23 protein-coding genes are annotated in these 19,761 nt (G+C 60.9%); 2 read left to right on the top strand and 21 right to left on the bottom strand.

The features are described from left to right. Positions 1–12 precede the first annotated feature (12 nt). The 9 genes from ccmI to ccmA form a co-directional block, all read right to left on the bottom strand. Positions 13–1,206: a c-type cytochrome biogenesis protein CcmI gene (ccmI, locus tag BLU75_RS04015; RefSeq protein ID WP_084380796.1), complete on the bottom strand. Its 1,194-nt coding sequence runs from the start codon at positions 1,204–1,206 to the stop codon at positions 13–15. Then, a complete protein-coding gene (locus tag BLU75_RS04010) occupies positions 1,199–1,672 on the bottom strand; it encodes a cytochrome c-type biogenesis protein (RefSeq protein ID WP_084380795.1) in 474 nt (157 codons plus the stop codon). The genes ccmI and BLU75_RS04010 overlap by 8 nt, the downstream gene beginning before the upstream one ends. Next, positions 1,669–2,205: a DsbE family thiol:disulfide interchange protein gene (locus tag BLU75_RS04005; protein WP_084380794.1), complete on the bottom strand. Its 537-nt coding sequence runs from the start codon at positions 2,203–2,205 to the stop codon at positions 1,669–1,671. The genes BLU75_RS04010 and BLU75_RS04005 overlap by 4 nt, the downstream gene beginning before the upstream one ends. Further along, positions 2,202–4,190: a heme lyase CcmF/NrfE family subunit gene (locus BLU75_RS04000; protein ID WP_084380793.1), complete on the bottom strand. Its 1,989-nt coding sequence runs from the start codon at positions 4,188–4,190 to the stop codon at positions 2,202–2,204. The genes BLU75_RS04005 and BLU75_RS04000 overlap by 4 nt, the downstream gene beginning before the upstream one ends. Positions 4,191–4,193: 3 nt before the next feature. Continuing rightward, entirely contained in the window at positions 4,194–4,649 is a 456-nt protein-coding gene (ccmE, locus tag BLU75_RS03995; RefSeq protein ID WP_084380792.1) for a cytochrome c maturation protein CcmE, read from the bottom strand. Next, positions 4,646–4,822 (bottom strand): heme exporter protein CcmD, encoded by a 177-nt coding sequence (gene ccmD, locus BLU75_RS03990; protein ID WP_084380791.1) that lies wholly within the window; start codon positions 4,820–4,822, stop codon positions 4,646–4,648. The genes ccmE and ccmD overlap by 4 nt, the downstream gene beginning before the upstream one ends. After that, the gene (locus tag BLU75_RS03985) at positions 4,819–5,574 is read right to left on the bottom strand and encodes a heme ABC transporter permease (RefSeq protein ID WP_084380790.1); all 756 of its coding nucleotides are present in this window, start codon (positions 5,572–5,574) and stop codon (positions 4,819–4,821) included. Before BLU75_RS03985 ends, ccmD begins: the two co-directional genes overlap by 4 nt. An 85-nt stretch (positions 5,575–5,659) precedes the next feature. Continuing rightward, complete coding sequence (gene ccmB, locus BLU75_RS03980; protein ID WP_029292588.1) at positions 5,660–6,328, bottom strand: heme exporter protein CcmB; 669 nt, start codon at positions 6,326–6,328, stop codon at positions 5,660–5,662. After that, on the bottom strand, positions 6,325–6,906 hold the full coding sequence (gene ccmA, locus BLU75_RS03975) for a cytochrome c biogenesis heme-transporting ATPase CcmA (protein ID WP_231982609.1): 582 nt from the start codon (positions 6,904–6,906) through the stop codon (positions 6,325–6,327). The genes ccmB and ccmA overlap by 4 nt, the downstream gene beginning before the upstream one ends. A gap of 251 nt (positions 6,907–7,157) precedes the next feature. Between ccmA and fliK the strand changes: the two genes are divergently transcribed. Further along, entirely contained in the window at positions 7,158–8,735 is a 1,578-nt protein-coding gene (fliK, locus tag BLU75_RS03970; RefSeq protein WP_084380821.1) for a flagellar hook-length control protein FliK, read from the top strand. Beyond that, positions 8,732–9,061 carry an EscU/YscU/HrcU family type III secretion system export apparatus switch protein gene (locus BLU75_RS03965; RefSeq protein WP_084380788.1) on the top strand — a complete coding sequence of 110 codons (330 nt, stop codon included), beginning with the start codon at positions 8,732–8,734 and terminating at the stop codon, positions 9,059–9,061. Before fliK ends, BLU75_RS03965 begins: the two co-directional genes overlap by 4 nt. 32 nt (positions 9,062–9,093) lie before the next feature. On the opposite strand, the gene BLU75_RS03960 is transcribed toward BLU75_RS03965, so the two are convergent. From BLU75_RS03960 to fleN, 12 genes are all read right to left on the bottom strand, one after another. Further along, complete coding sequence (locus BLU75_RS03960; RefSeq protein ID WP_084380786.1) at positions 9,094–9,486, bottom strand: DUF2802 domain-containing protein; 393 nt, start codon at positions 9,484–9,486, stop codon at positions 9,094–9,096. Next, on the bottom strand, positions 9,487–9,969 hold the full coding sequence (locus BLU75_RS03955) for a chemotaxis protein CheW (RefSeq protein WP_084380784.1): 483 nt from the start codon (positions 9,967–9,969) through the stop codon (positions 9,487–9,489). Between the two features lie 71 nt (positions 9,970–10,040). After that, positions 10,041–10,829: a CheW domain-containing protein gene (locus BLU75_RS03950; protein ID WP_084380782.1), complete on the bottom strand. Its 789-nt coding sequence runs from the start codon at positions 10,827–10,829 to the stop codon at positions 10,041–10,043. Positions 10,830–10,913: 84 nt separating this feature from the next. After that, complete coding sequence (locus BLU75_RS03945; RefSeq protein WP_084380780.1) at positions 10,914–11,702, bottom strand: ParA family protein; 789 nt, start codon at positions 11,700–11,702, stop codon at positions 10,914–10,916. A 51-nt stretch (positions 11,703–11,753) separates the two neighbouring features. Next, positions 11,754–12,641, bottom strand: coding sequence for a flagellar motor protein MotD (gene motD / locus BLU75_RS03940; RefSeq protein ID WP_084380778.1), 888 nt, complete (start codon positions 12,639–12,641; stop codon positions 11,754–11,756). Positions 12,642–12,656: 15 nt separating this feature from the next. Next, positions 12,657–13,397 carry a flagellar motor protein gene (locus tag BLU75_RS03935; RefSeq protein ID WP_084380776.1) on the bottom strand — a complete coding sequence of 247 codons (741 nt, stop codon included), beginning with the start codon at positions 13,395–13,397 and terminating at the stop codon, positions 12,657–12,659. Next, on the bottom strand, positions 13,397–14,542 hold the full coding sequence (locus BLU75_RS03930) for a protein-glutamate methylesterase/protein-glutamine glutaminase (RefSeq protein WP_084380774.1): 1,146 nt from the start codon (positions 14,540–14,542) through the stop codon (positions 13,397–13,399). The genes BLU75_RS03935 and BLU75_RS03930 overlap by 1 nt, the downstream gene beginning before the upstream one ends. 49 nt (positions 14,543–14,591) lie before the next feature. Continuing rightward, positions 14,592–16,811, bottom strand: a complete 2,220-nt coding sequence (locus BLU75_RS03925) for a chemotaxis protein CheA (RefSeq protein WP_084380772.1) — start codon at positions 16,809–16,811, stop codon at positions 14,592–14,594. A 13-nt stretch (positions 16,812–16,824) separates the two neighbouring features. Then, positions 16,825–17,613, bottom strand: coding sequence for a protein phosphatase CheZ (locus BLU75_RS03920; RefSeq protein ID WP_084380770.1), 789 nt, complete (start codon positions 17,611–17,613; stop codon positions 16,825–16,827). 18 nt (positions 17,614–17,631) lie between these two features. Continuing rightward, positions 17,632–18,006, bottom strand: coding sequence for a chemotaxis response regulator CheY (locus tag BLU75_RS03915; RefSeq protein WP_165447502.1), 375 nt, complete (start codon positions 18,004–18,006; stop codon positions 17,632–17,634). A 170-nt stretch (positions 18,007–18,176) separates the two neighbouring features. Next, positions 18,177–18,917, bottom strand: coding sequence for an RNA polymerase sigma factor FliA (fliA, locus tag BLU75_RS03910; protein WP_084380766.1), 741 nt, complete (start codon positions 18,915–18,917; stop codon positions 18,177–18,179). Then, entirely contained in the window at positions 18,914–19,747 is an 834-nt protein-coding gene (gene fleN / locus BLU75_RS03905; protein WP_003192912.1) for a flagellar synthesis regulator FleN, read from the bottom strand. Before fleN ends, fliA begins: the two co-directional genes overlap by 4 nt. Between the last annotated feature and the right edge of the window lie 14 nt (positions 19,748–19,761).

The following is a 19,761-nucleotide window of genomic DNA, read 5'->3' as shown; positions in this document are numbered from 1 at the left end:
CGTTTCCTCGAATTACTTGTCCGGACTGTCGATGATCAATTGCTGCGTCGCAGTGGTGCTGCTCGCCAAGGGTTGGCTGCGGCCGATCCACTCACCGGCAGTCGGTTGACCTGCCCGGGAGATGCGCGCAACGAGTTGGACTTCGGGAAAGTTGGACAGTTTCAACTGCGGCATCATCGCGTCAGCATCACCCAGTTCGACACTGATCGGCAGGTCAGCCACGCTCACGCGCTTGGCGGCCAGCGGTGCCGGCGGGCCGCCGACCGCACGCACGAAAATGAATACGCTGTCGGTCGGCCGAGCCTTGGCTTTTACCTCAGCCGACACCTCGACGCGGACTTTGAGCCGCGCGGCAGCCTGGGTCGGCGCGACTGCACCACCACCCTCTTTCAACTTCTCGGCCGCCCGGTCAATCCCGCCCTGCAGCGCCGCGCGGGATTTATCCTGCTCCGGCAACTGGGCCAACAGACGGTTCCAGTAATCAATGGCTTGCTGGTAACGCTGGCCTTCAAAGGCGGCGATACCGAGCAAACCCAGGCTGGTGACTTCCTTCGGATCAAGCTTCAGCGCTTCATCGGTCAAGGCCTGGATTTTCGGCGACCATTGTTTGTTATCCGCGAAGTACTGCGCCTGCGCCCATTGCCCGAGCAACTCAGGCTGACGACCGGCCAGGCTCACGGTGCGTTCGAAGACTTTCGCCGCGTCCGCCGACCGATCCTGAGCCATGTAGGCCCGACCGAGGAAATACAGGCCTTCGGCCGAATCCGGTTGCGCGGCCGCCGCACGTTCCAGGCGCTGGGTCATGTCTTCCATGGACACCGGCGGTTGGGAAAATTCGCGGGTCAGTTCGACCTTGTCGCTGGCGCCGAAGTGCAAGTACAAACCAAGGCCCAGGACCGGCACCAGGAACGCCGCGAGCAATGGCAAGGGCTTGCCCAGTCGCGACTCGCGTGGTTTTTCCACGCCTTCGGTATCGGCCAACAATTCTCGAGCGGCCTCAGCGCGGCCTGCATCCAGTTGCGCGGCGTCAAGTACACCTTCGCTTTGCTGGGTTTGCAGCTCGGCCACGCGCTCCTGATACAGCGCGACGTTCAGAGCGGTGCGATCCTCCTCACGCTGGGCACGGCGCACGCGCAATACCGGGATCAGCAGGATACTCAAGGCAACCAGGAGCAGCAGGCCTGCTGCGAGCCAGAAATCAATCATCGGTTTTTTCGTCCAGCAGTTGGTCGAGGCGTTGACGCTCGGAAGCGGATAGCGTGTCCGAACCATCGGTCGGAGCGACGCGGCGACGGCGGACGATCACCGCCATGATCACCAGCCCACCCAGCAGCAGGCCGGCGGGGCCAAACCAGAGCAGCGCGGTCTTGGCGGTGAGGGCCGGTTTGTAGCGGACGAAATCACCGTAGCGGTCGACCATGAAGTCGATGATCTGCTGATTGTTCTTGCCCTCCCCCAACATGCGGAAAATTTCTTTGCGCAGGTCGGCAGCAATCGGCGCGTTGGAGTCGGCGATGTCCTGGTTCTGACACTTGGGACAGCGCAGTTCCTTGGTCAATTCGCGGAAACGCTCGCGCTCACCGTCATTGGCAAACTCGTAGGTGTCGATCGCGGCGTGGGCCACGCCCATCAATCCCAGCGTCAATACAGCAGCGGTCAACCAACGCTTCATGGTCTGGCCTCATCCACCAGCGCCTGGTATTTGGCGGCCAGTTGCTCACGCCAGACCACTTCGTCGATCACACCGACGAACTTGTCGCGAATCACGCCCTTGGCATCGATGAAGAAGGTTTCCGGGGCACCATAGACGCCGAGGTTCAGGCCAAGATTGCCGTCTTCATCGCGGATATCCAACTGATAAGGATTATGGAACTCCGCCAGCCACTTCAAGGCCGCCGCATTGTCGTCCTTGTAGTTGACCCCGTAGATCACCACACCTTTTTCGGCCAGCTTGTTCAATACCGGATGCTCGACGCGGCAGGAAATGCACCAGGTCGCCCAGACGTTGACCAACGCCGGCTTGCCCTGCAGGTCGGCCTGGGTCAAGGTCTTGTCGCCCTGCACGGTAGGCAGGGAAAAGGCCGGGAATGGCTTGCCGATCATCGCCGACGGTAACTCCGCCGGGTCCAGGTACAGGCCGCGATACAAGAACACCGCCACCAGCAGGAACAGCGCCAGCGGCACAACCATCAACCAACGCTTCATACCTCTGCTCCTTGCAGGCCGAGGGCTTCACGCACCCGGCTCTTGACCTTGACCCGATAACGCCGATCCATCGCCGCCAGCAAACCGCCGAAACCTGTGAGCAGGCCGCCGAACCAGATCCAGCGCACGAACGGCTTGACGTGGACCCGTACCGCCCAGGCGCCGTCGCCCAATGGCTCGCCGAGGGCGACGTAGAGGTCACGGGTGAAACCGGCGTCGATCCCGGCCTCGGTCATCATCGAGTTCTGCACGGTGTACAGGCGCTTTTCCGGGTGCAGCACGGCAATTTCCTTGCCCTTGCGTACCACGCGCACGGTGCCTTTGTCCGACGTGAAGTTCGGCCCTTCGAAGTGCTTCGCGCCTTCAAAGACAAACTGGTAACCGGCCAGGTCCATGGACTCGCCAGGCGCCAGGCGCAGATCGCGTTCGGCACTGTTCTGGCTGGACAACACCACGCCCAGCGCGCAAACCGCGATACCGATATGCGCGATCTGCATGCCCCAATAGCTGCGAGTCAGGCTCGGCAGGCCCTTGATCAAGCCTTTATGGCGGGTCTTGTCGACGATGTCTCGCACACCAGCCAACAACACCCAGGCCGCCAGCATGAACGTGGCAAGCACCGCCCAATTGAAGTCACCGTAGGCGATTCCGGCGACCACCGACAATGCAGCGCTGCCCAGCAGTACCGGGATCAACATGCCCACCAGCCATTTGACCGGCGTGTCTTTCCAGCGCACCAGCATGCCGATGGCCATCACCACCATCAGCAGACCCATCAACGGGATAAACAACGCATTGAAATAGGGTGGCCCGACCGAGAGCTTGGCGCCGGTCAGCGCATCGAGCATCAGCGGATACAAGGTGCCCAGCAGGATCATCGAGGCAGCCACCACCAGCACCAGGTTATTGCCCAGCAGCAAGGTTTCCCGTGACCACAGGTTGAAGCCAACGTGACTCTTGACCACCGGCGCGCGCAAGGCGAACAGCGTCAGGGAACCGCCCACGACCAGCAGCAGGAAGATCAGGATGAACACCCCGCGCTCGGGGTCGGAGGCAAAAGCGTGAACCGAGGTCAGCACGCCTGAACGGACCAGGAACGTACCCAGCAGACTCAGCGAAAATGCGGCGATGGCCAGCAACACGGTCCAGCTCTTGAACACGCCGCGTTTTTCGGTAACAGCCAACGAGTGAATCAGCGCGGTGCCCACCAGCCACGGCATGAACGAGGCGTTTTCCACCGGGTCCCAGAACCACCAGCCACCCCAGCCAAGTTCGTAGTAGGCCCACCACGAACCCAAGGTGATGCCGATGCCGAGGAAGGCCCAGGCAACGATGGTCCACGGCCGCGACCAGCGCGCCCAGGCCGCATCGAGGCGCCCGCCCAACAGTGCGGCGATGGCGAAGGCAAAGGCCACCGAGAAACCGACGTAGCCCATGTACAACATCGGCGGGTGGACGATCAGGCCGATGTCCTGCAGCAACGGGTTGAGGTCACGACCGTCGGTAGGGATTTGCGGCAGGATCCGCTCAAACGGGTTGGAGGTCATGATCAAAAACAGCAGGAAGCCAATGCTGATCATGCCCATCACTGCCAGCACTCGGGCCAGCATCACTTGCGGCAACTGCCGGGAGAACACCGATACCGCGAACGTCCAGCCGCCGAGAATCAAAGCCCACAGCAACAGGGAGCCTTCGTGGGCCCCCCACACCGCGCTGAACTTGTAGTACCAGGGCAAGGCACTGTTGGAGTTGCTCGCGACGTAAGCGACAGAAAAATCGTCAGTCATGAAAGCGTAGGTCAGGCAGCCAAATGCGAACCCGAGAAACGCGAACTGGCCCCAGGCGGCTGGCTGGGCCAGACTCATCCACAGGCGATCACCGCGCCAGGCGCCCAGCAGCGGGACAATCGCCTGGACGACAGCGAAGCACAGGGCGAGGATCATCGCCAACTGGCCCAGTTCGGGAATAAACAGTGCAGAGGTCATCAGTTAGCCCTCCTTGGCAGGTGTGGGAGCCGACTGACCGCTTTCGTTCAGGGCTTTGGTCACTTCCGGCGGCATGTACTTCTCATCGTGCTTGGCCAGCACTTCATCGGCGACCACCACGCCATCAGCGTTGAGCTTGCCGAGCGCGACGATGCCCTGGCCTTCACGGAACAGGTCCGGGAGGATGCCGCGGTAGGTGATGGTCACCGATTTATTGAAGTCGGTGACCACGAATCTGACGTCCAGGGAGTCACCGGAACGTTTCAGGGAACCGGCCTCGACCATGCCGCCTGCGCGAATGCGCGTGTCCAGCGGTGCTTCGCCGTTGGCAATCTGGGTCGGGGTGTAGAACAGGTTGATGTTCTGCTGCAAGGCACTCAAGGCCAGGCCCACGGCGAGGCCGACACCGAGCAGAATGGCGAGGATGATCAACAGACGTTTTCGACGCAGCGGATTCACTTATCGGTCTCCCGGCGCAGACGACGCGCCTCTTGTTGCAGGTAACGCTTGCGGGCCAGGATCGGCGCAGCGACGTTGAGCGCCAGCACCACCAGGCAAATGCCATAGGCCGTCCAAACGAACAGGCCGTGATGGCCCATGGCGAGAAAATCACTGAAAGAGGCGAAACTCATCCTCGGGCTCCCAGGCTGTTTTGCACTTCGACCTTCACCCAACTGGCGCGGGCTTCACGCTTGAGCACCTCGAGGCGCATGCGCATCAGCAATACGGCACCGAAGAAGCAGTAGAACCCCAGAACCATCAGCAACAGCGGCGCCCACATTTCCACGGGCATCGCCGGTTTTTCAGTCAGGGTAAAGGTCGCGCCCTGGTGCAGGGTGTTCCACCACTCCACCGAGTACTTGATGATCGGGATGTTGATCACGCCGACAATCGCCAGTACCGCACAGGCCTTGGCGGCACTCTCACGATTGCTGATGGCGTTGCCCAGGGCAATCAGACCGAAGTACAGGAACAGCAGAATCAGCATCGACGTTAGTCGCGCATCCCAGACCCACCACGAGCCCCAGGTCGGCTTGCCCCAGATCGCCCCGGTGATCAGCGCCACCGCGGTCATCCAGGCACCGATGGGCGCAGCACATTGCAGGGCAACGTCGGCCAGTTTCATCTTCCAGACCAGGCCGACGATGCCGCACACCGCCAGCATCACGTAGATGGACTGGGCCAGCAACGCACTGGGCACGTGGATATAGATGATGCGAAAGCTGTTGCCTTGCTGGTAGTCAGGCGGCGCGAAGGCCAGGCCCCAGACCAGGCCGATGCCGATCAGCAACACAGCGGCGACACTGAGCCATGGCAGGAGTTTGCCACTGATGCCATAGAACCACTTGGGCGAGCCGAGCTTGTGAAACCAGGTCCAGTTCATTGCTGTTTCCATCACGGTTGCTTCTTGTCATTGCAAGAAGCTTAGGGTCTTTACTGACTCAGCGAAAACACCGGGTCAGACCTCATTATTCGCCGACGCTGATCTTCAGGCCAGCCGCTATAGCAAAGGGTGTCAGGGTTACCGCCAGGGCGGTCAGGCTGCCAAGCCACAACAGGTAACCGGTCGCCGGCATCCCCATGAGCGCGGCCTGCAAGGCACCGCTGCCCAGGATCAACACCGGGATATACAAAGGCAAAATAAGCAGGGCCAGCAACAGTCCCCCACGTTTCAAACCGACAGTCAGCGCCGCCCCCACCGCGCCCAGCAGGCTCAACACCGGGGTGCCGAGCAATAACGAAGCGAGTAGCACTGGCAGGCATTCGGAAGGCAATCCCAGCATCATCGCCAGCAGCGGCGCGAGCAACACCAGCGCCAGCCCGGAAAACGCCCAGTGTGCCAGCACCTTGGCCAGAACCAGAAGAGGCAAGGGGTGCGACGAAAGGACCCACTGCTCCAGGGAACCATCTTCGAAATCACTGCGAAACAGCCCGTCCAGCGAGAGCAGGACGGACAAAAGTGCCGCCACCCAGACCAGCCCCGGCGACAAGGTTTGCAACAGTTTTGTCTCGGGCCCGACCGCCAACGGAAACAGCGCGATGACGATGGCAAAGAACACCAGCGGGTTGGCCAACTCAGCCGGACGGCGACACAGCAACCGCGCTTCACGGGCCACCAACAGGGCAAATACACTCATACCGACCACCGTCCCAGGTCCAGCTCACGGTAACCATGCGGTATCCGGGCCAGCGTATGGTGAGTGGTCAGGACCACCATGCCACCGTGCTCACAGTGTTTGGCCAAGTGCTCTTCCAGTTGCGCCACGCCCTGTTTATCGAGGGCGGTGAACGGTTCGTCGAGAATCCACAACGGCGGGCCCGGCAGATACAAGCGGGCCAGGGCCACCCGCCGCTGCTGGCCGGCAGACAGGGTGTGACACGGCACGTCTTCAAACCCCTTCAGGCCCACGGCGGCCAACGCCCGCCAAATCGACTCGCGGTTCGTCGGATGATGCAGGGCGCTAAGCCAACCGAGGTTCTCTTCAGGCGTCAGCACATCCTTGATCCCGGCGGCATGGCCGATCCACAGCAGATTACGCGCCAGCTCAGTGCGTTGCTCGGTCAACGGCTTGCCGTTGAGCCGCACCTGCCCCGCCGTCGGCTGCATCAGGCCCGCCAACAGGCGCAACAGGCTGGTCTTGCCGCTGCCGTTAGGTCCGCTGATCTGCACCATGTCGCCGCCCGTCAGACGCAGTTCGAGGTGATCGAACAACATCCGCAGGTCTCGCTCACAGGTGAGCGCAACGGCTTCTAAAAGTGGACTGGTCAAGAGATCGCGGGCCTTTACAGTTCAAGTCGGCAATGGAACGGCCGTTAAAGAGATGCACAATAAACCCATTGGCGGCCTGTTTTAGAGAGCTGGATCAATCAGGTGTGATGTTTTTGACCCGCTCTTTGAAGACGGGCGGCATTATACATGCGATGCCCTACTCTAAAGAGGGCAATTTCCTTGAGATGGCGACCACGATGACCGGTGACATCAACCTTCCACCCCTTCCTCCGGCCACGACCACCGGACCTCGACCCCCACCTGCGGTGGGTGAACTGTTGAAACTGCTGGAGCCCCAGACCGGATTGATCGATGCCGGAAAAACCGTGAATGCCGAGGTGCTGGCTCTCAAGCAGGGCGGTGAAGCCTTTCAGTTGCTGCTCAAGCTGACCCTGGAAGGTGGTCGACAAACCCTGGTACAGGCCGCCAGCAACCAGCCGCTGCCGCTGGGTAGCAACGTGGCGGTGAGCCAGACCGCATCGGGTGACCTGGCCATCACTCTGCAACAAGCGCTTAGCGCCAACGTCGCCGCCCTCACCCGGATTGATACCACCCAATTGCCGATAGGCACGTTGCTGCAAGCCAAGGTTCTGACGTCCCAGGCGCTGCCTCAGGGCGCCGGGCAGCCGGCGCTCTTTCGTTCGTTGGTTTCGGTGCTCAACAACGCGCTGGTTGGCACTACCTTGACGCTCGAAAGTCCGCAGCCCTTGCGCGTCGGCAGCTTGCTCAGCGCGGTGGTCCAGAGTGCCCAGACCCTGAACTTCGTACCGCTGAGCGGGCGCCAGGAACAACTGGCGATCAGTCAACAACTCGCCACCCAGCAAAGCCGCCAGGGCTCCCTGGAGGGGCTGCTCAATGCGTTGCAAAACATGCCCCGCAGCGCCGACACACCGGTGCAACTGCGGGTTGCCGTAGAGCGCCTGCTGGCCGGTTTGCCAGACCTCGCTCAAGCCAGCAACCCCAAGGCATTGGCGCAATCGCTGCACAACAGCGGCATCTTTCTTGAAGCCAAATTACTGGCTGGGCAAAACCCGCAAGTACCGCCCCTCGACATGAAGGGCAGCCTGCTGCGCCTGGTGGCCGAACTCACGCCGGCCCTGCCCGCCCACACCAACCTCAATGCCATCCTCGCCGCCAACACCCTCGCGCACATGTTGCCCAGCTTCGTGCGCAGCCCGTTGGGGACCCTGGGTCAGCTCGGCGCTCGCACCGCGGCCAACAGCTTCCCGCTACCGGAACGGCTGATGCAACGCCTGGAAGGTGAAAGCAGCCTGGAAAACCTGCTGCGCCTGGCCGCCGCTGCCATCTCGCGCTTGCAAAGCCATCAACTTTCGAGCCTGGAACAAACCGGCACCACGGCCGATGGCAAACTATTGACCACCTGGCAACTGGAGATCCCTATGCGCACGATGCAGGACATCGTGCCATTGCAGGTCAAGTTCCAGCGTGAAGAGCCGACGCCGGACAAGGATGAACCTGAACGCAAGATCGAACGCGACGCGAAAAAAATGCTCTGGCGCGTCGAGCTGGCTTTTGACATGGAGCCGCTGGGGCCATTGCAAGTCCAGGCGCAATTGAACCAAGGCAAACTCTCCAGCCAGTTATGGGCAATCCGCCCCTACACCGCCAGCCTGATCGAAAGTCACCTGGGCAGTCTGCGTGAGCGCCTGGTGTCTTCGGGGCTGAACGTCGGCGATCTCGACTGCCACCTCGGCACCCCGCCCCGCGGGCCAAAAACCGGGCTTGAACAACGCTGGGTGGATGAAACCGCATGAAAAACCCCAATCCGCCGCGCCAGGCCATCGCCCTCAAGTACGATGGCAAACTCGCCCCCACCTTGAGCGCCAAAGGCGACGACGCCTTGGCCGAAGCGATCCTCAAATTGGCGCGGGAAAACGAAGTGCCGATTTATGAAAATGCCGAGCTGGTCAAATTGCTCGCGAGAATGGAGCTGGGTGACAGCATCCCCGAGGAGCTGTACCGCACCATTGCCGAGATCATTGCGTTTGCCTGGACATTGAAAGGCAAGTTCCCGGCGGACTACGACCCGGAGGCGGGGCCGGTGGAGCGTGACGTGACAGCTCAGGGAGAAGACTACTGAGCCCCCGCGCCACAGCGAGATAACCCGGCTGTTCAGCCCTTGTGCAACTTGCTCATCAACTGCGCCTCAGCCTGGGTCAAGCCACAGGACTGGGTCAGTTCATCCACCGTGGCGCCCATACCCACCAGCTTCGCCGCCTGGGCGAAAGACAGGCTTGAAGGATCACGCTGCTCAAGCGCCGACAACTTGTCCGGCAGGGGCGCGAGGATTGCACGCAACTCATGCACGTCATCGCCTACCCGAACCGCGCTCTGCTGGAAGTTATCCACCCGCCGCACCAGCTCCTTGATGCGCTGATCACGCACCGCATCGCGCTCGGCCTGCTGCATCGCCAACGCGCGCTGCTGGCGCATATAGCGCAGCAGGAAACCGAGAGTCCCAACCCACAGCAGGGCCAGGACGATCACCACTACCTCGAGGATCAATCAGATGTTCTCCAGATCCGACCACTCTTCTTCGCTCATCATCTTGTCCAGCTCAACCAGAATCAGCAGCTCGCCGTTCTTGTTGCACACGCCCTGGATGAACTTGGCTGATTCTTCGTTGCCGACATTCGGCGCGGTCTCGACTTCCGACTGACGCAGGTAAACCACTTCGGCCACGCTGTCGACCATGATCCCGACCACTTGCTTGTCGGCTTCGATGATGACGATACGAGTATTGTCGTTGACCTCGGCGGATGCCAGGCCAAAGCGCTGGCGCGTGTCGATCACGGTGACGACATTACCGCGCAGGTTGATGATACCCAGCACGTAGCTGGGCGCACCCGGCACCGGTGCGATTTCGGTGTAGCGCAGCACTTCTTGCACGCGCATCACGTTGATGCCGTAAGACTCGTTGTCCAGCTTGAAGGTAACCCATTGCAGGATCGGATCATCCAAACCCTGTGCGGACGCTGACTTGTTCATACCCCTGACCCCTTCAAATACCGTTGATGACGGCGTGTTCTTTTTAGGCAGCACAACCGTGCTGCGTCGCTTCAAGTACGTTTGTTGCCTTGCATATCTTTCACCCCACCGCTGGCGATCAGTTCCGCCAGTTCCGCGACATCCAGCAGTGCGCACATGTGCTCAATCACCGTGCCCGCCAGCCAAGGCCGCTGGCCTCTCTGGCTGCGCCATTTGATTTCATTGGGGTCCAGGCGCAACGAGCGGCTGACTTGATGCACCGCCAACCCCCACTCGTAACCCTGAACCGAAATCACATACTGCAGGCCCTGACGAAAATCATCGCGGTAGCGGTCGGGCATGACCCAGCGCGCCGTATCCAGCACCTTGAGGTTGCCTGCCTGGCTCGGCAGGATTCCGAGGAACCAATCCGGCTGGCCAAACAACGGCGTCAACTCCTGGCCTTCCAGGGAGTAAATCGATCCCAGGCACACCAGCGGCACTGCCAGTGTCAGCCCGGCCACGTCGAACAGCAGGCATTCGAACGGTTCGGCGGCCCACGCAGGTCGACCTTCGGGTTCCTTCGGCGGCGGTGTAATGCTTGGCGCAAGATGAACCTCCGCCACCGGCGGCACCAGCACCAGAGGTACTGCAGCTACCGGAACCGACTCAACCAAGGCATCGCGGGCCTGCTCTTCCAGTACCGCCAATTGAAACTCATCCAGGCTGGCCTCAGGCTCGACGCTTTGCGCAACAATCACTTCATCCAGCACCAGAATCGGTGCGGGCAGCGCGTCCTCTGTGGCCTCTTGCAGCAACGCATCCAGATAAGACTGCAACGCCAGTTGCGGCGGGCTCTTGGTATCCACAGGACGATTCATCTGTATGCCCACGCGCAAGTCCTGTTACCCCTGTCTTGAGAGGTTATCGGCTCGATGGCCCACTGACTTGAATAAACTCTCATCTCACGCCACCTGCGCTACAAGCTGCTGCGCCAGCAGATGCTTGAGCAATGCCCGATAAGCCAGTACGCCGCGGCTTTTGCCATCGAATTGCGACGGTGTCAGACCGGCGCGGCTGGCATCGCGCAAGCGTGTGTCGACCGGGATGTAGCCTTGCCAGATAGTGTCCGGATAGGCGTCACGCAAGACGCGCAACGTGCCAAGCGAGGCTTGGGTACGGCGATCGAATAAGGTCGGGACGATGCTGAACGGCAGCGCCTGCTTGCGCGAACGGTTGATCATGGCGAGGGTGCTGACCATGCGTTCCAGGCCCTTGACCGCCAGGTGCTCGGTCTGTACCGGGATCACCAACTGCTGGCTAGCCGCCAAAGCGTTGACCATCAGCACACCGAGCAACGGCGGGCTGTCGATGATCGCGTAGTCGAAGTCCTGCCACAGCTGCGCCAGGGTCTTGGCGATCACCAGGCCCAGGCCGCTTTGCCCTGGCGATTGTCGCTCAAGGGTGGCCAAGGCCGTGCTGGAGGGCAGTAACGAAATGCTCTCATTGCTGGTGGACAGCAGCAGTTGCCCCGGCAACCCGTCAGGCACGCTGCCCTTGTGCAGGAACAGGTCGTAGCAACTGTGTTCCAGCGCATCCGGGTCGTAACCAAAATAGCTGGTCATCGAGCCGTGGGGATCGAGGTCGACAATGACCACACGTTTGCCCGCCTCGGCCAGCAAGCCGGCTAAGGCGATGGACGTGGTGGTCTTGCCGACCCCACCCTTTTGACTGGAAACTGCCCAGACTCTCATTCGGATTGTTCCTCCCGGTGGGCACTGGCTCGACCGAGAAATAGCACGAGGTTATAGAGCCGGTGACGGAGAATTGACGGCGTTCGCACGAACCGGCGGCTTTACGGGCGTCGGTGCAGTTTGTGTGCCAGCCCGCTTCAATGCTGCATCCGGTCGTGCATTGGCGGCCCCGGTGGCGGTCAGGCTGCGGCGCACATCCAGGTTGCGCGAGACCACCAGCACGACCCGGCGGTTACGCGCCCGGCCTTCGGCGGTCGCATTATTGGCCACGGGCTGGAATTCGCCGTACCCCACGGAAGCCAGGCGCTCGGGATTAACGCCCTGCATCGCCAACATGCGCACGATGCTCGCCGAACGCGCCGACGACAATTCCCAGTTGGTGGGGTACAGCGCCGTGTGGATCGGCAGATTGTCGGTAAAGCCCTCGACGTGAATCGGGTTGTCGAAAGGTTTCAAGATCGCTGCGACCTTATCGATGATGCTGAACGCCATGTCGCTGGGGAGGGCATCGGCGCTGGCAAACAGCAGACTGGAGTTGAGTTCGATTTCCACCCACAGCTCATTGCCACGAATCGTCATCTGGTTGGAACTGATCAAGTCGCCAAACGCCGCGCTGATGTCGTCGGCGATACTCTTGAGCGGATCGCTGCCGCCACTGATGCCGGCGTCGGTCTCATCGCTGTCTTTGACCAACGGTTTGGCCGGCGTCACGCTCTTGGGGCGTTCGTCACCAATCGGAATCGGCTTGAGGGCGCGGTCGGAGTCGGTAAACACACCCACCAGCGCCTCGGAGATGACCTTGTACTTGCCTTCGTTGATCGAAGAAATGGAGTACATCACCACGAAAAAAGCGAACAGCAAAGTGATGAAGTCGGCGTAGGACACCAACCAGCGTTCATGGTTGACGTGCTCTTCAGGTTCGCGGCGACGACGGCTCACAGGCAATACTCCCCATCAATCCATGAAGCCCTGGAGCTTCAATTCGATGGAGCGCGGGTTCTCGCCCTCGGCAATCGACAGAATGCCTTCAAGCAGCATTTCACGATAACGTGACTGGCGTAGGGCAATGGACTTGAGCTTGCTGGCGATCGGTAGCAGCAACAGGTTGGCACTGGCCACGCCGTAGATGGTGGCGACGAACGCCACGGCAATACCGCTGCCCAATTGCGAAGGATCGGCCAGGTTGCCCATCACGTGGATCAAGCCCATGACCGCGCCGATGATGCCGATGGTCGGCGCATAGCCACCCATGCTTTCAAAGACTTTGGCGGCGTTGATATCGCGACTTTCCTGGGTGTAGAAATCCACCTCCAGGATGCTGCGAATGGCTTCCGGCTCGGCGCCGTCGACCAGCAATTGCAGACCTTTGCGCGCATAGCTGTCGGGTTCCGCATCGGCCACGCCTTCGAGGCCAAGCAGGCCTTCCTTGCGCGCTGTGAGGCTCCAGTTGACCACGCGGTCAACGCCACCGGCCAAATCCACGCGGGGTGGAAAAATGATCCACACCAGAATCTGCATCGCGCGCTTGAACGAACTCAAGGGCGACTGCAACAGCGCCGCGCCCACCGTACCGCCAATCACGATCAACGCCGCCGGACCGTTGGCCAGGGCACCGAGATGCCCTCCTTCGAGGTAGTTGCCGCCGATAATGGCGACAAACGCCAAGATGATGCCAATCAGACTCAACACATCCATCAGAGACAAGCCTCCACTAGGTGCTTGCCAATGTCATCCAGGCTGTAGACCGCATCGGCCAGGTCGGCCTTGACGATGGCCATCGGCATGCCGTAGATCACGCAGCTGGCCTCATCCTGCGCCCAGATCGCGCTGCCGCCCTGCTTGAGCAGGCGCGCACCTTCACGGCCGTCGGCGCCCATGCCAGTGAGCACCACCGCCAGAACTTTGTCACCGTAGGACTTGGCCGCCGAGCCGAAGGTGATGTCCACACAAGGCTTGTAGTTCAGACGCTCGTCACCCGGCAGGATTTTCACCGCACCGCGGCCGTCAATCATCATCTGTTTGCCGCCTGGCGCCAGCAACGCCAGGCCCGGGCGCAGAATGTCACCGTCCTCGGCTTCCTTGACGCTGATGCGACACAGTTTGTCCAAGCGTTCGGCAAAGGCCTTGGTGAACGCAGCGGGCATATGCTGGATCAACACGATCGGCGCCGGGAAGTTGGCCGGTAGCTGGGTCAACACCCGCTGCAGAGCCACAGGGCCGCCAGTCGAGGTGCCGATGGCAACCAGCTTGTAGGCTTTGCGCTTGGGTGAAGCCGCACTCGAGACGGGCGTGCGCGCCGGCGCCACGGCTGGACGCGAAGCTGGCACCGGGCGCCCGAAAGTGCTGGGCGCCGATGGCGTGGCCACGGGCGCCGGTGTCGGTGTCGGTGTCGGTGTCGGTGTCGGTGTCGATGTTGGCGCGGAAGCCCTGAAGCTGCCACGATTACTGCGCGAGATGCTATGCACCTTCTCGCAGAGCATCTGCTTGACCTTTTCCGGGTTGCGCGAAATGTCTTCGAAGTTCTTCGGCAGGAAGTCCACGGCGCCAGCGTCCAGCGCATCGAGAGTGACTCGGGCGCCTTCGTGCGTCAGCGACGAGAACATCAATACCGGGGTCGGACAGCGTTGCATGATGTGCCGAACGGCGGTGATGCCATCCATCATCGGCATCTCGTAGTCCATGGTGATCACGTCCGGTTTCAGCGCCAGCGCCTGATCAATCGCCTCTTTGCCATTGGTGGCCGTACCGACCACCTGGATATTGGAATCCGCCGAAAGAATTTCCGAGACGCGGCGGCGGAAGAAGCCCGAATCGTCCACCACCAGAACCTTGACTACCATAACCACTCCGTTAGGCGGGGCGAGGGACTGCCGCCCTGCCCCACCAGAATCAAATACGCCGCGCGGCGTAACGCTTGAGCATGCTCGGAACATCGAGAATCAGCGCGATCCGACCGTCACCGGTAATGGTCGCACCCGACATGCCCGGGGTTCCCTGCAGCATCTTGCCCAAAGGCTTGATCACGACTTCTTCCTGGCCTACCAGTTGATCGACCACAAAGCCGATGCGCTGAGTACCCACGGAGAGGATCACCACATGGCCTTCACGCTGCTCCTCATGCTTGGCCGAAGCCACCAGCCAGCGTTTGAGGTAGAACAGTGGCAGCGCCTTGTCGCGCACGATGACCACTTCCTGGCCGTCCACCACATTGGTACGCGACAGGTCGAGGTGGAAAATCTCGTTGACGTTGACCAGCGGGAAGGCAAACGCCTGATTACCCAGCATTACCATCAGGGTCGGCATGATCGCCAGGGTCAACGGCACCTTGATGACGATCTTCGAGCCCAGGCCCTTGGTCGAATAGATGTTGATCGAACCGTTAAGCTGGCTGATCTTGGTCTTCACCACGTCCATGCCGACGCCACGTCCAGACACGTCGGAAATCTCGGTCTTGGTCGAGAAGCCCGGCGCAAAGATCAGGTTGTAGCATTCGGTGTCGGTCAGGCGATCGGCGGCATCCTTGTCCATCACGCCGCGCGTGACCGCGATACCGCGCAGGATATTCGGGTCCATGCCTTTGCCGTCGTCGGTGATGGACAGCAGGATATGGTCGCCTTCCTGTTCGGCCGCCAGGATCACCTTGCCGCCCCGGGACTTGCCCGCGGCCTCACGTTCTTCCGGGGTTTCCACGCCGTGGTCGACGGCGTTGCGCACCAAGTGGACCAGCGGGTCCGCCAGGGCTTCGACCAGGTTTTTGTCGAGGTCGGTCTCTTCGCCGACCAACTCCAGGTTGATCTCTTTCTTCAACTGCCGAGCCAGGTCGCGAACCAGGCGCGGGAAGCGGCCGAAGACTTTCTTGATCGGCTGCATCCGCGTTTTCATCACCGCGGTTTGCAGGTCGGCGGTGACCACGTCAAGGTTCGACACCGCCTTGGACATGGCTTCGTCGCCGCTGTTGAGGCCCAAGCGCACCAGGCGGTTACGCACCAGCACCAGCTCGCCAACCATGTTCATGATGTCGTCCAACCGGGCGGTATCAACGCGCACGGTGGTTTCGGCTTCACTGGCGGGGGCTTTGTCGCCGGCTGGCGCGGGTGCTCGGGAGGGAGCCGGGGCCGGGGCCGATTTTGCGGGCGCGGGCGCCGCAGCCTTGGCGACAGCGGGTGCTGGCGCGGCAACTACGGCGGCCTTGGCGGCAACCGGTGCCGAAGCAGCCGCGGCCGGTGGCACTTCGGAAAACTTGCCCTTGCCGTGCAACTCGTCCAGCAGGGATTCGAATTCGTGATCGCTGATCAGGCCGTCAGCGGCCGGTGCGGCAGTCGGTGTCGCAGGTGCAGCGGCCGCGGCGACCGCCGGCAAGGCGTCAACCGCGAATGAGCCTTTGCCATGCAACTGATCGAGCAGCGCTTCGAATTCATCGTCGGTGATGTCGGTGCTGACGGGGGCCGCGGGTTCGACCGGTGCAGGTGAGGCCGCCACCGCGTCAGGGGCAAACTGGCCTTTACCGTGCAACTGATCGAGCAACGACTCGAACTCGGCGTCGGTGATGTCTTCCGTGCTGGGGGCCGCTGCTGGTGCGCAAGCCTGGGAAGCTTCGGCCTCGGCCTTGACTGTATTGAGGGAGTCCAGCAGTTGCTCGAACTCACTGTCAGTGACATCTACTTCGGGTTCGGCAACCGGCTCCGACGCCGCCTCGACCAGCGGCGCCGCCGTCAGGTCGGCTGGTTCTGCCAGGCGCGCTAGAGCGGCCAGCAGTTCCGGGGTCGCAGCAGTGATCGGTGCGCGTTCACGCACTTCATTGAACATGCCGTTGACCGCATCCAGGGCCTCCAGGATCACGTCCATCAATTCCGAGTCGACGTGTCGCTCACCCTTGCGCAGGATGTCGAACACGTTCTCGGCGATGTGACAGCATTCCACCAGCTCATGCAGCTGGAGGAAGCCGGCGCCCCCTTTTACAGTGTGAAAACCGCGAAAAATTGCATTGAGCAGGTTCGCATCTTCTGGCCGGCTTTCCAGCTCGACCAGTTGTTCGGACAGTTGCTCTAAAATTTCGCCGGCCTCTACAAGGAAATCCTGAAGGATCTCTTCATCGGCGCCGAAGCTCATGGGTGCGTGCTCCTTAGAAGCCTAAACTGGATAACAGGTCATCTACGTCATCCTGACCTGACACAACGTCTTCACGTTTATCGGCATGAATCTGCGGACCTTCACCCTTGGCGAGATGTTTTTGTGGATCTTTTTCCGAGAGGATCGCTTCACGGTCATGTTCGATGCCGGCAAAACGATCAACCTGACCCGCCATCAACACCAATTTGAGCAAGTTGCTCTCCACTTCGGTGACCAGTTGGGTCACGCGCTTGATCACCTGACCGGTGAGGTCCTGGTAATCCTGGGCCAGTAAAATATCGTTGAGGTTGCTGGAGACCGTGCGGTTCTCCTGCTCGCTGCGCGACAGAAAGCCGTCGACCCGACGGGCGAGTTCACGAAACTCCTCGGCCCCCACTTCCCGACGCATGAAGCGACCCCAGTCAGCGCTCAGCGCCTGGGCCTCGCTGGCCATGCCGTTGACCAGGGGCGTGGCGCTTTCCACCAGGTCCATGGTGCGGTTGGCCGCCGCCTCGGTCAGCCTGACCACATAGGACAGGCGTTCGGTGGCATCGGTGATCTGCGAAATTTCTTCGGCCTGGGGCATGCGCGGGTCAATCTGGAAATTGACGATTGCACTGTGCAGCTCACGGGTGAGCTTGCCCACTTCCTGATACAGGCCGCGGTCTCGGGTCTGATTGAGCTCATGGATCAACTGCACCGCGTCGCCGAACTTGCCTTTTTCCAGACATTCGACCAACTCGCGGGCGTGTTTTTTCAGGGTCGATTCAAAATCGTCCTGCGATAGTTCGTTATGCTCCATAGCTCCCCCGTGGCGGTATCAACCGTGGATACGTTCGAAGATCTTTTCGATCTTCTCTTTCAAGGCCAATGCTGTGAATGGCTTGACCACGTAACCATTGACCCCGGCCTGGGCGGCTTCGATGATCTGTTCGCGCTTGGCTTCGGCGGTCACCATCAACACCGGGAGGCTGCGCAGTTTTTCATCAGCGCGCACGTGGCGCAGCAACTCGATACCGGTCATGCCTGGCATGTTCCAGTCGGTTACCAGAAAGTCGATACTGCCGCTGTTGAGAATCGGAATCGCCGTAAGACCGTCGTCCGCCTCGACCGTGTTAGTGAACCCAAGGTCACGCAACAGGTTTTTTATGATCCGCCGCATCGTTGAGAAGTCATCAACGATGAGGATTTTCATGTTCTTGTCCAATTCGACCTCCAAGCAGTCTTAAACGCGTCCAGCACCTGGCCGCGCCATTTCATTCAACAGGCATTACACAAAAAGGATTGCAGGGGTCGCACCACGGGCCGCTCCCGCCCAGGCCAAGCGCCCGGGCGGTGTCGTTCACAGTGTCCCCACACTGCCTGTCAGCGCGTGCGCCACTCTCCCAAACGCCCCCGCAAGCGGGCGGCGCATTGGCTGTGCAATTGGCTGACCCGCGATTCGCTGACACCCAGGACCTCACCGATTTCCTTGAGGTTCAGCTCTTCGTCGTAGTACAGCGCCAACACCAGCCGCTCACGCTCCGGCAGATTGGCGATTGCGTCCGCCAGCGCGCTCTGGAAACGCTCATCTTCCAGATCGCGCGACGGTTCGAGATGACCACTCGCGCCGTCCTCGTGCAGCCCTTCATGCTCGCCATCCTGTAACAGGTCGTCGAAACTGAACAAGCGGCTGCCCAAGGTATCGTTCAAAATCCCGTAGTAATCGTCGAGACTCAATTGGAGTTCGGCCGCAACTTCATGATCTTTAGCGTCACGACCGGTTTTTGCTTCAATTGAGCGAATTGCGTCACTCACCATCCGAGTATTGCGGTGTACCGAACGCGGCGCCCAATCCCCCTTACGCACTTCATCGAGCATTGCTCCACGGATGCGAATCCCCGCATACGTCTCGAAACTCGCGCCTTTGCTCGCGTCGTACTTGGTCGACACCTCGAGCAGGCCGATCATGCCCGCCTGGATCAGGTCTTCGACCTGGACGCTGGCGGGCAGGCGTGCCAGCAGGTGATAGGCAATGCGCTTGACCAGAGGCGCATAGCGCTCGATCAACTCCCCCTGACTGTCACGTGCCGAATTTTTGTAAAGGTTGTAGCCGCTTGATGTCATAGCACCGGTCCTGCGCTCGTCTGATGCACCAAGCGCTCGACGAAAAACTCCAGATGCCCCCGAGGATTGGCGGGCAGTGGCCAGGTATCGACTTTCTGGGCGATAGCCTTGAACGCCAACGCGCACTTGGAACGAGGGAACGCTTCATAGACTGCACGCTGCTTTTGCACAGCCTTGCGCACACACTCGTCATAGGGCACTGCGCCGACGTATTGTAAAGCGACATCGAGGAAACGATCGGTGACCTTGGTCAACTTGGCGAACAGGTTGCGCCCTTCTTGCGGGCTCTGGGCCATGTTCGCCAAGACCCGGAAACGGTTCATGCCGTAGTCGCGGTTGAGTAGCTTGATCAGCGCATAAGCGTCGGTGATCGAGGTCGGCTCGTCGCACACCACCAGTAACACTTCCTGGGCTGCACGCACGAAGCTGACCACTGACTCGCCGATCCCGGCGGCGGTGTCGATCACCAGCACGTCGAGGTTGTCGCCGATATCACTGAAGGCCTGGATCAGCCCGGCATGCTGCGCCGGACTCAGATGAACCATGCTCTGGGTGCCCGAGGCGGCCGGTACGATGCGAATCCCGCCCGGCCCCTGCAACAGCACATCGCGCAGCTCACAGCGGCCTTCAATCACATCAGCCAGGGTATGTTTGGGCGTCAGTCCCAGCAGAACGTCGACGTTCGCCAGTCCCAGGTCGGCATCCAGCAGCATGACGCGGCGGCCAAGCTCTGCCAGGGCCAGGGACAAATTCACTGACACGTTAGTCTTGCCGACGCCACCTTTGCCGCCGGTCACCGCGATCACCTGTACGGGATGCATGCTGCCCATGTGCTTTCTTTACC

The organism is Pseudomonas mucidolens (assembly GCF_900106045.1).
Taxonomy (GTDB): domain Bacteria; phylum Pseudomonadota; class Gammaproteobacteria; order Pseudomonadales; family Pseudomonadaceae; genus Aquipseudomonas; species Aquipseudomonas mucidolens.
Note: the sequence above shows the minus strand (reverse complement) of the source record. Positions and strands in the feature narration are given on the sequence as shown.

Excerpts from the sequence above, each read along its gene's own strand:
- BLU75_RS03955 (WP_084380784.1), bottom strand. The coding sequence starts at position 9,969 with ATGAACAAGTCAGCGTCCGCACAGGGTTTGGATGATCCGATCCTGCAA.
- BLU75_RS03985 (WP_084380790.1), bottom strand. The coding sequence starts at position 5,574 with ATGAACTGGACCTGGTTTCACAAGCTCGGCTCGCCCAAGTGGTTCTAT.
- BLU75_RS04005 (WP_084380794.1), bottom strand. The coding sequence starts at position 2,205 with ATGAAGCGTTGGTTGATGGTTGTGCCGCTGGCGCTGTTCCTGCTGGTG.
- BLU75_RS03925 (WP_084380772.1), bottom strand. The coding sequence starts at position 16,811 with ATGAGCTTCGGCGCCGATGAAGAGATCCTTCAGGATTTCCTTGTAGAG.
- BLU75_RS03920 (WP_084380770.1), bottom strand. The coding sequence starts at position 17,613 with ATGGAGCATAACGAACTATCGCAGGACGATTTTGAATCGACCCTGAAA.
- BLU75_RS04000 (WP_084380793.1), bottom strand. The coding sequence starts at position 4,190 with ATGACCTCTGCACTGTTTATTCCCGAACTGGGCCAGTTGGCGATGATC.
- BLU75_RS03935 (WP_084380776.1), bottom strand. The coding sequence starts at position 13,397 with ATGGATGTGTTGAGTCTGATTGGCATCATCTTGGCGTTTGTCGCCATT.
- BLU75_RS03930 (WP_084380774.1), bottom strand. The coding sequence starts at position 14,542 with ATGGTAGTCAAGGTTCTGGTGGTGGACGATTCGGGCTTCTTCCGCCGC.
- BLU75_RS03965 (WP_084380788.1), top strand. The coding sequence starts at position 8,732 with ATGAAAAACCCCAATCCGCCGCGCCAGGCCATCGCCCTCAAGTACGAT.
- ccmI (WP_084380796.1), bottom strand. The coding sequence starts at position 1,206 with ATGATTGATTTCTGGCTCGCAGCAGGCCTGCTGCTCCTGGTTGCCTTG.
- fliK (WP_084380821.1), top strand. The coding sequence starts at position 7,158 with ATGACCGGTGACATCAACCTTCCACCCCTTCCTCCGGCCACGACCACC.
- fliA (WP_084380766.1), bottom strand. The coding sequence starts at position 18,917 with ATGACATCAAGCGGCTACAACCTTTACAAAAATTCGGCACGTGACAGT.
- ccmD (WP_084380791.1), bottom strand. The coding sequence starts at position 4,822 with ATGAGTTTCGCCTCTTTCAGTGATTTTCTCGCCATGGGCCATCACGGC.
- ccmB (WP_029292588.1), bottom strand. The coding sequence starts at position 6,328 with ATGAGTGTATTTGCCCTGTTGGTGGCCCGTGAAGCGCGGTTGCTGTGT.
- BLU75_RS03950 (WP_084380782.1), bottom strand. The coding sequence starts at position 10,829 with ATGAATCGTCCTGTGGATACCAAGAGCCCGCCGCAACTGGCGTTGCAG.
- ccmA (WP_231982609.1), bottom strand. The coding sequence starts at position 6,906 with ATGTTGTTCGATCACCTCGAACTGCGTCTGACGGGCGGCGACATGGTG.
- fleN (WP_003192912.1), bottom strand. The coding sequence starts at position 19,747 with ATGGGCAGCATGCATCCCGTACAGGTGATCGCGGTGACCGGCGGCAAA.
- BLU75_RS04010 (WP_084380795.1), bottom strand. The coding sequence starts at position 1,672 with ATGAAGCGTTGGTTGACCGCTGCTGTATTGACGCTGGGATTGATGGGC.
- BLU75_RS03945 (WP_084380780.1), bottom strand. The coding sequence starts at position 11,702 with ATGAGAGTCTGGGCAGTTTCCAGTCAAAAGGGTGGGGTCGGCAAGACC.
- BLU75_RS03915 (WP_165447502.1), bottom strand. The coding sequence starts at position 18,006 with ATGAAAATCCTCATCGTTGATGACTTCTCAACGATGCGGCGGATCATA.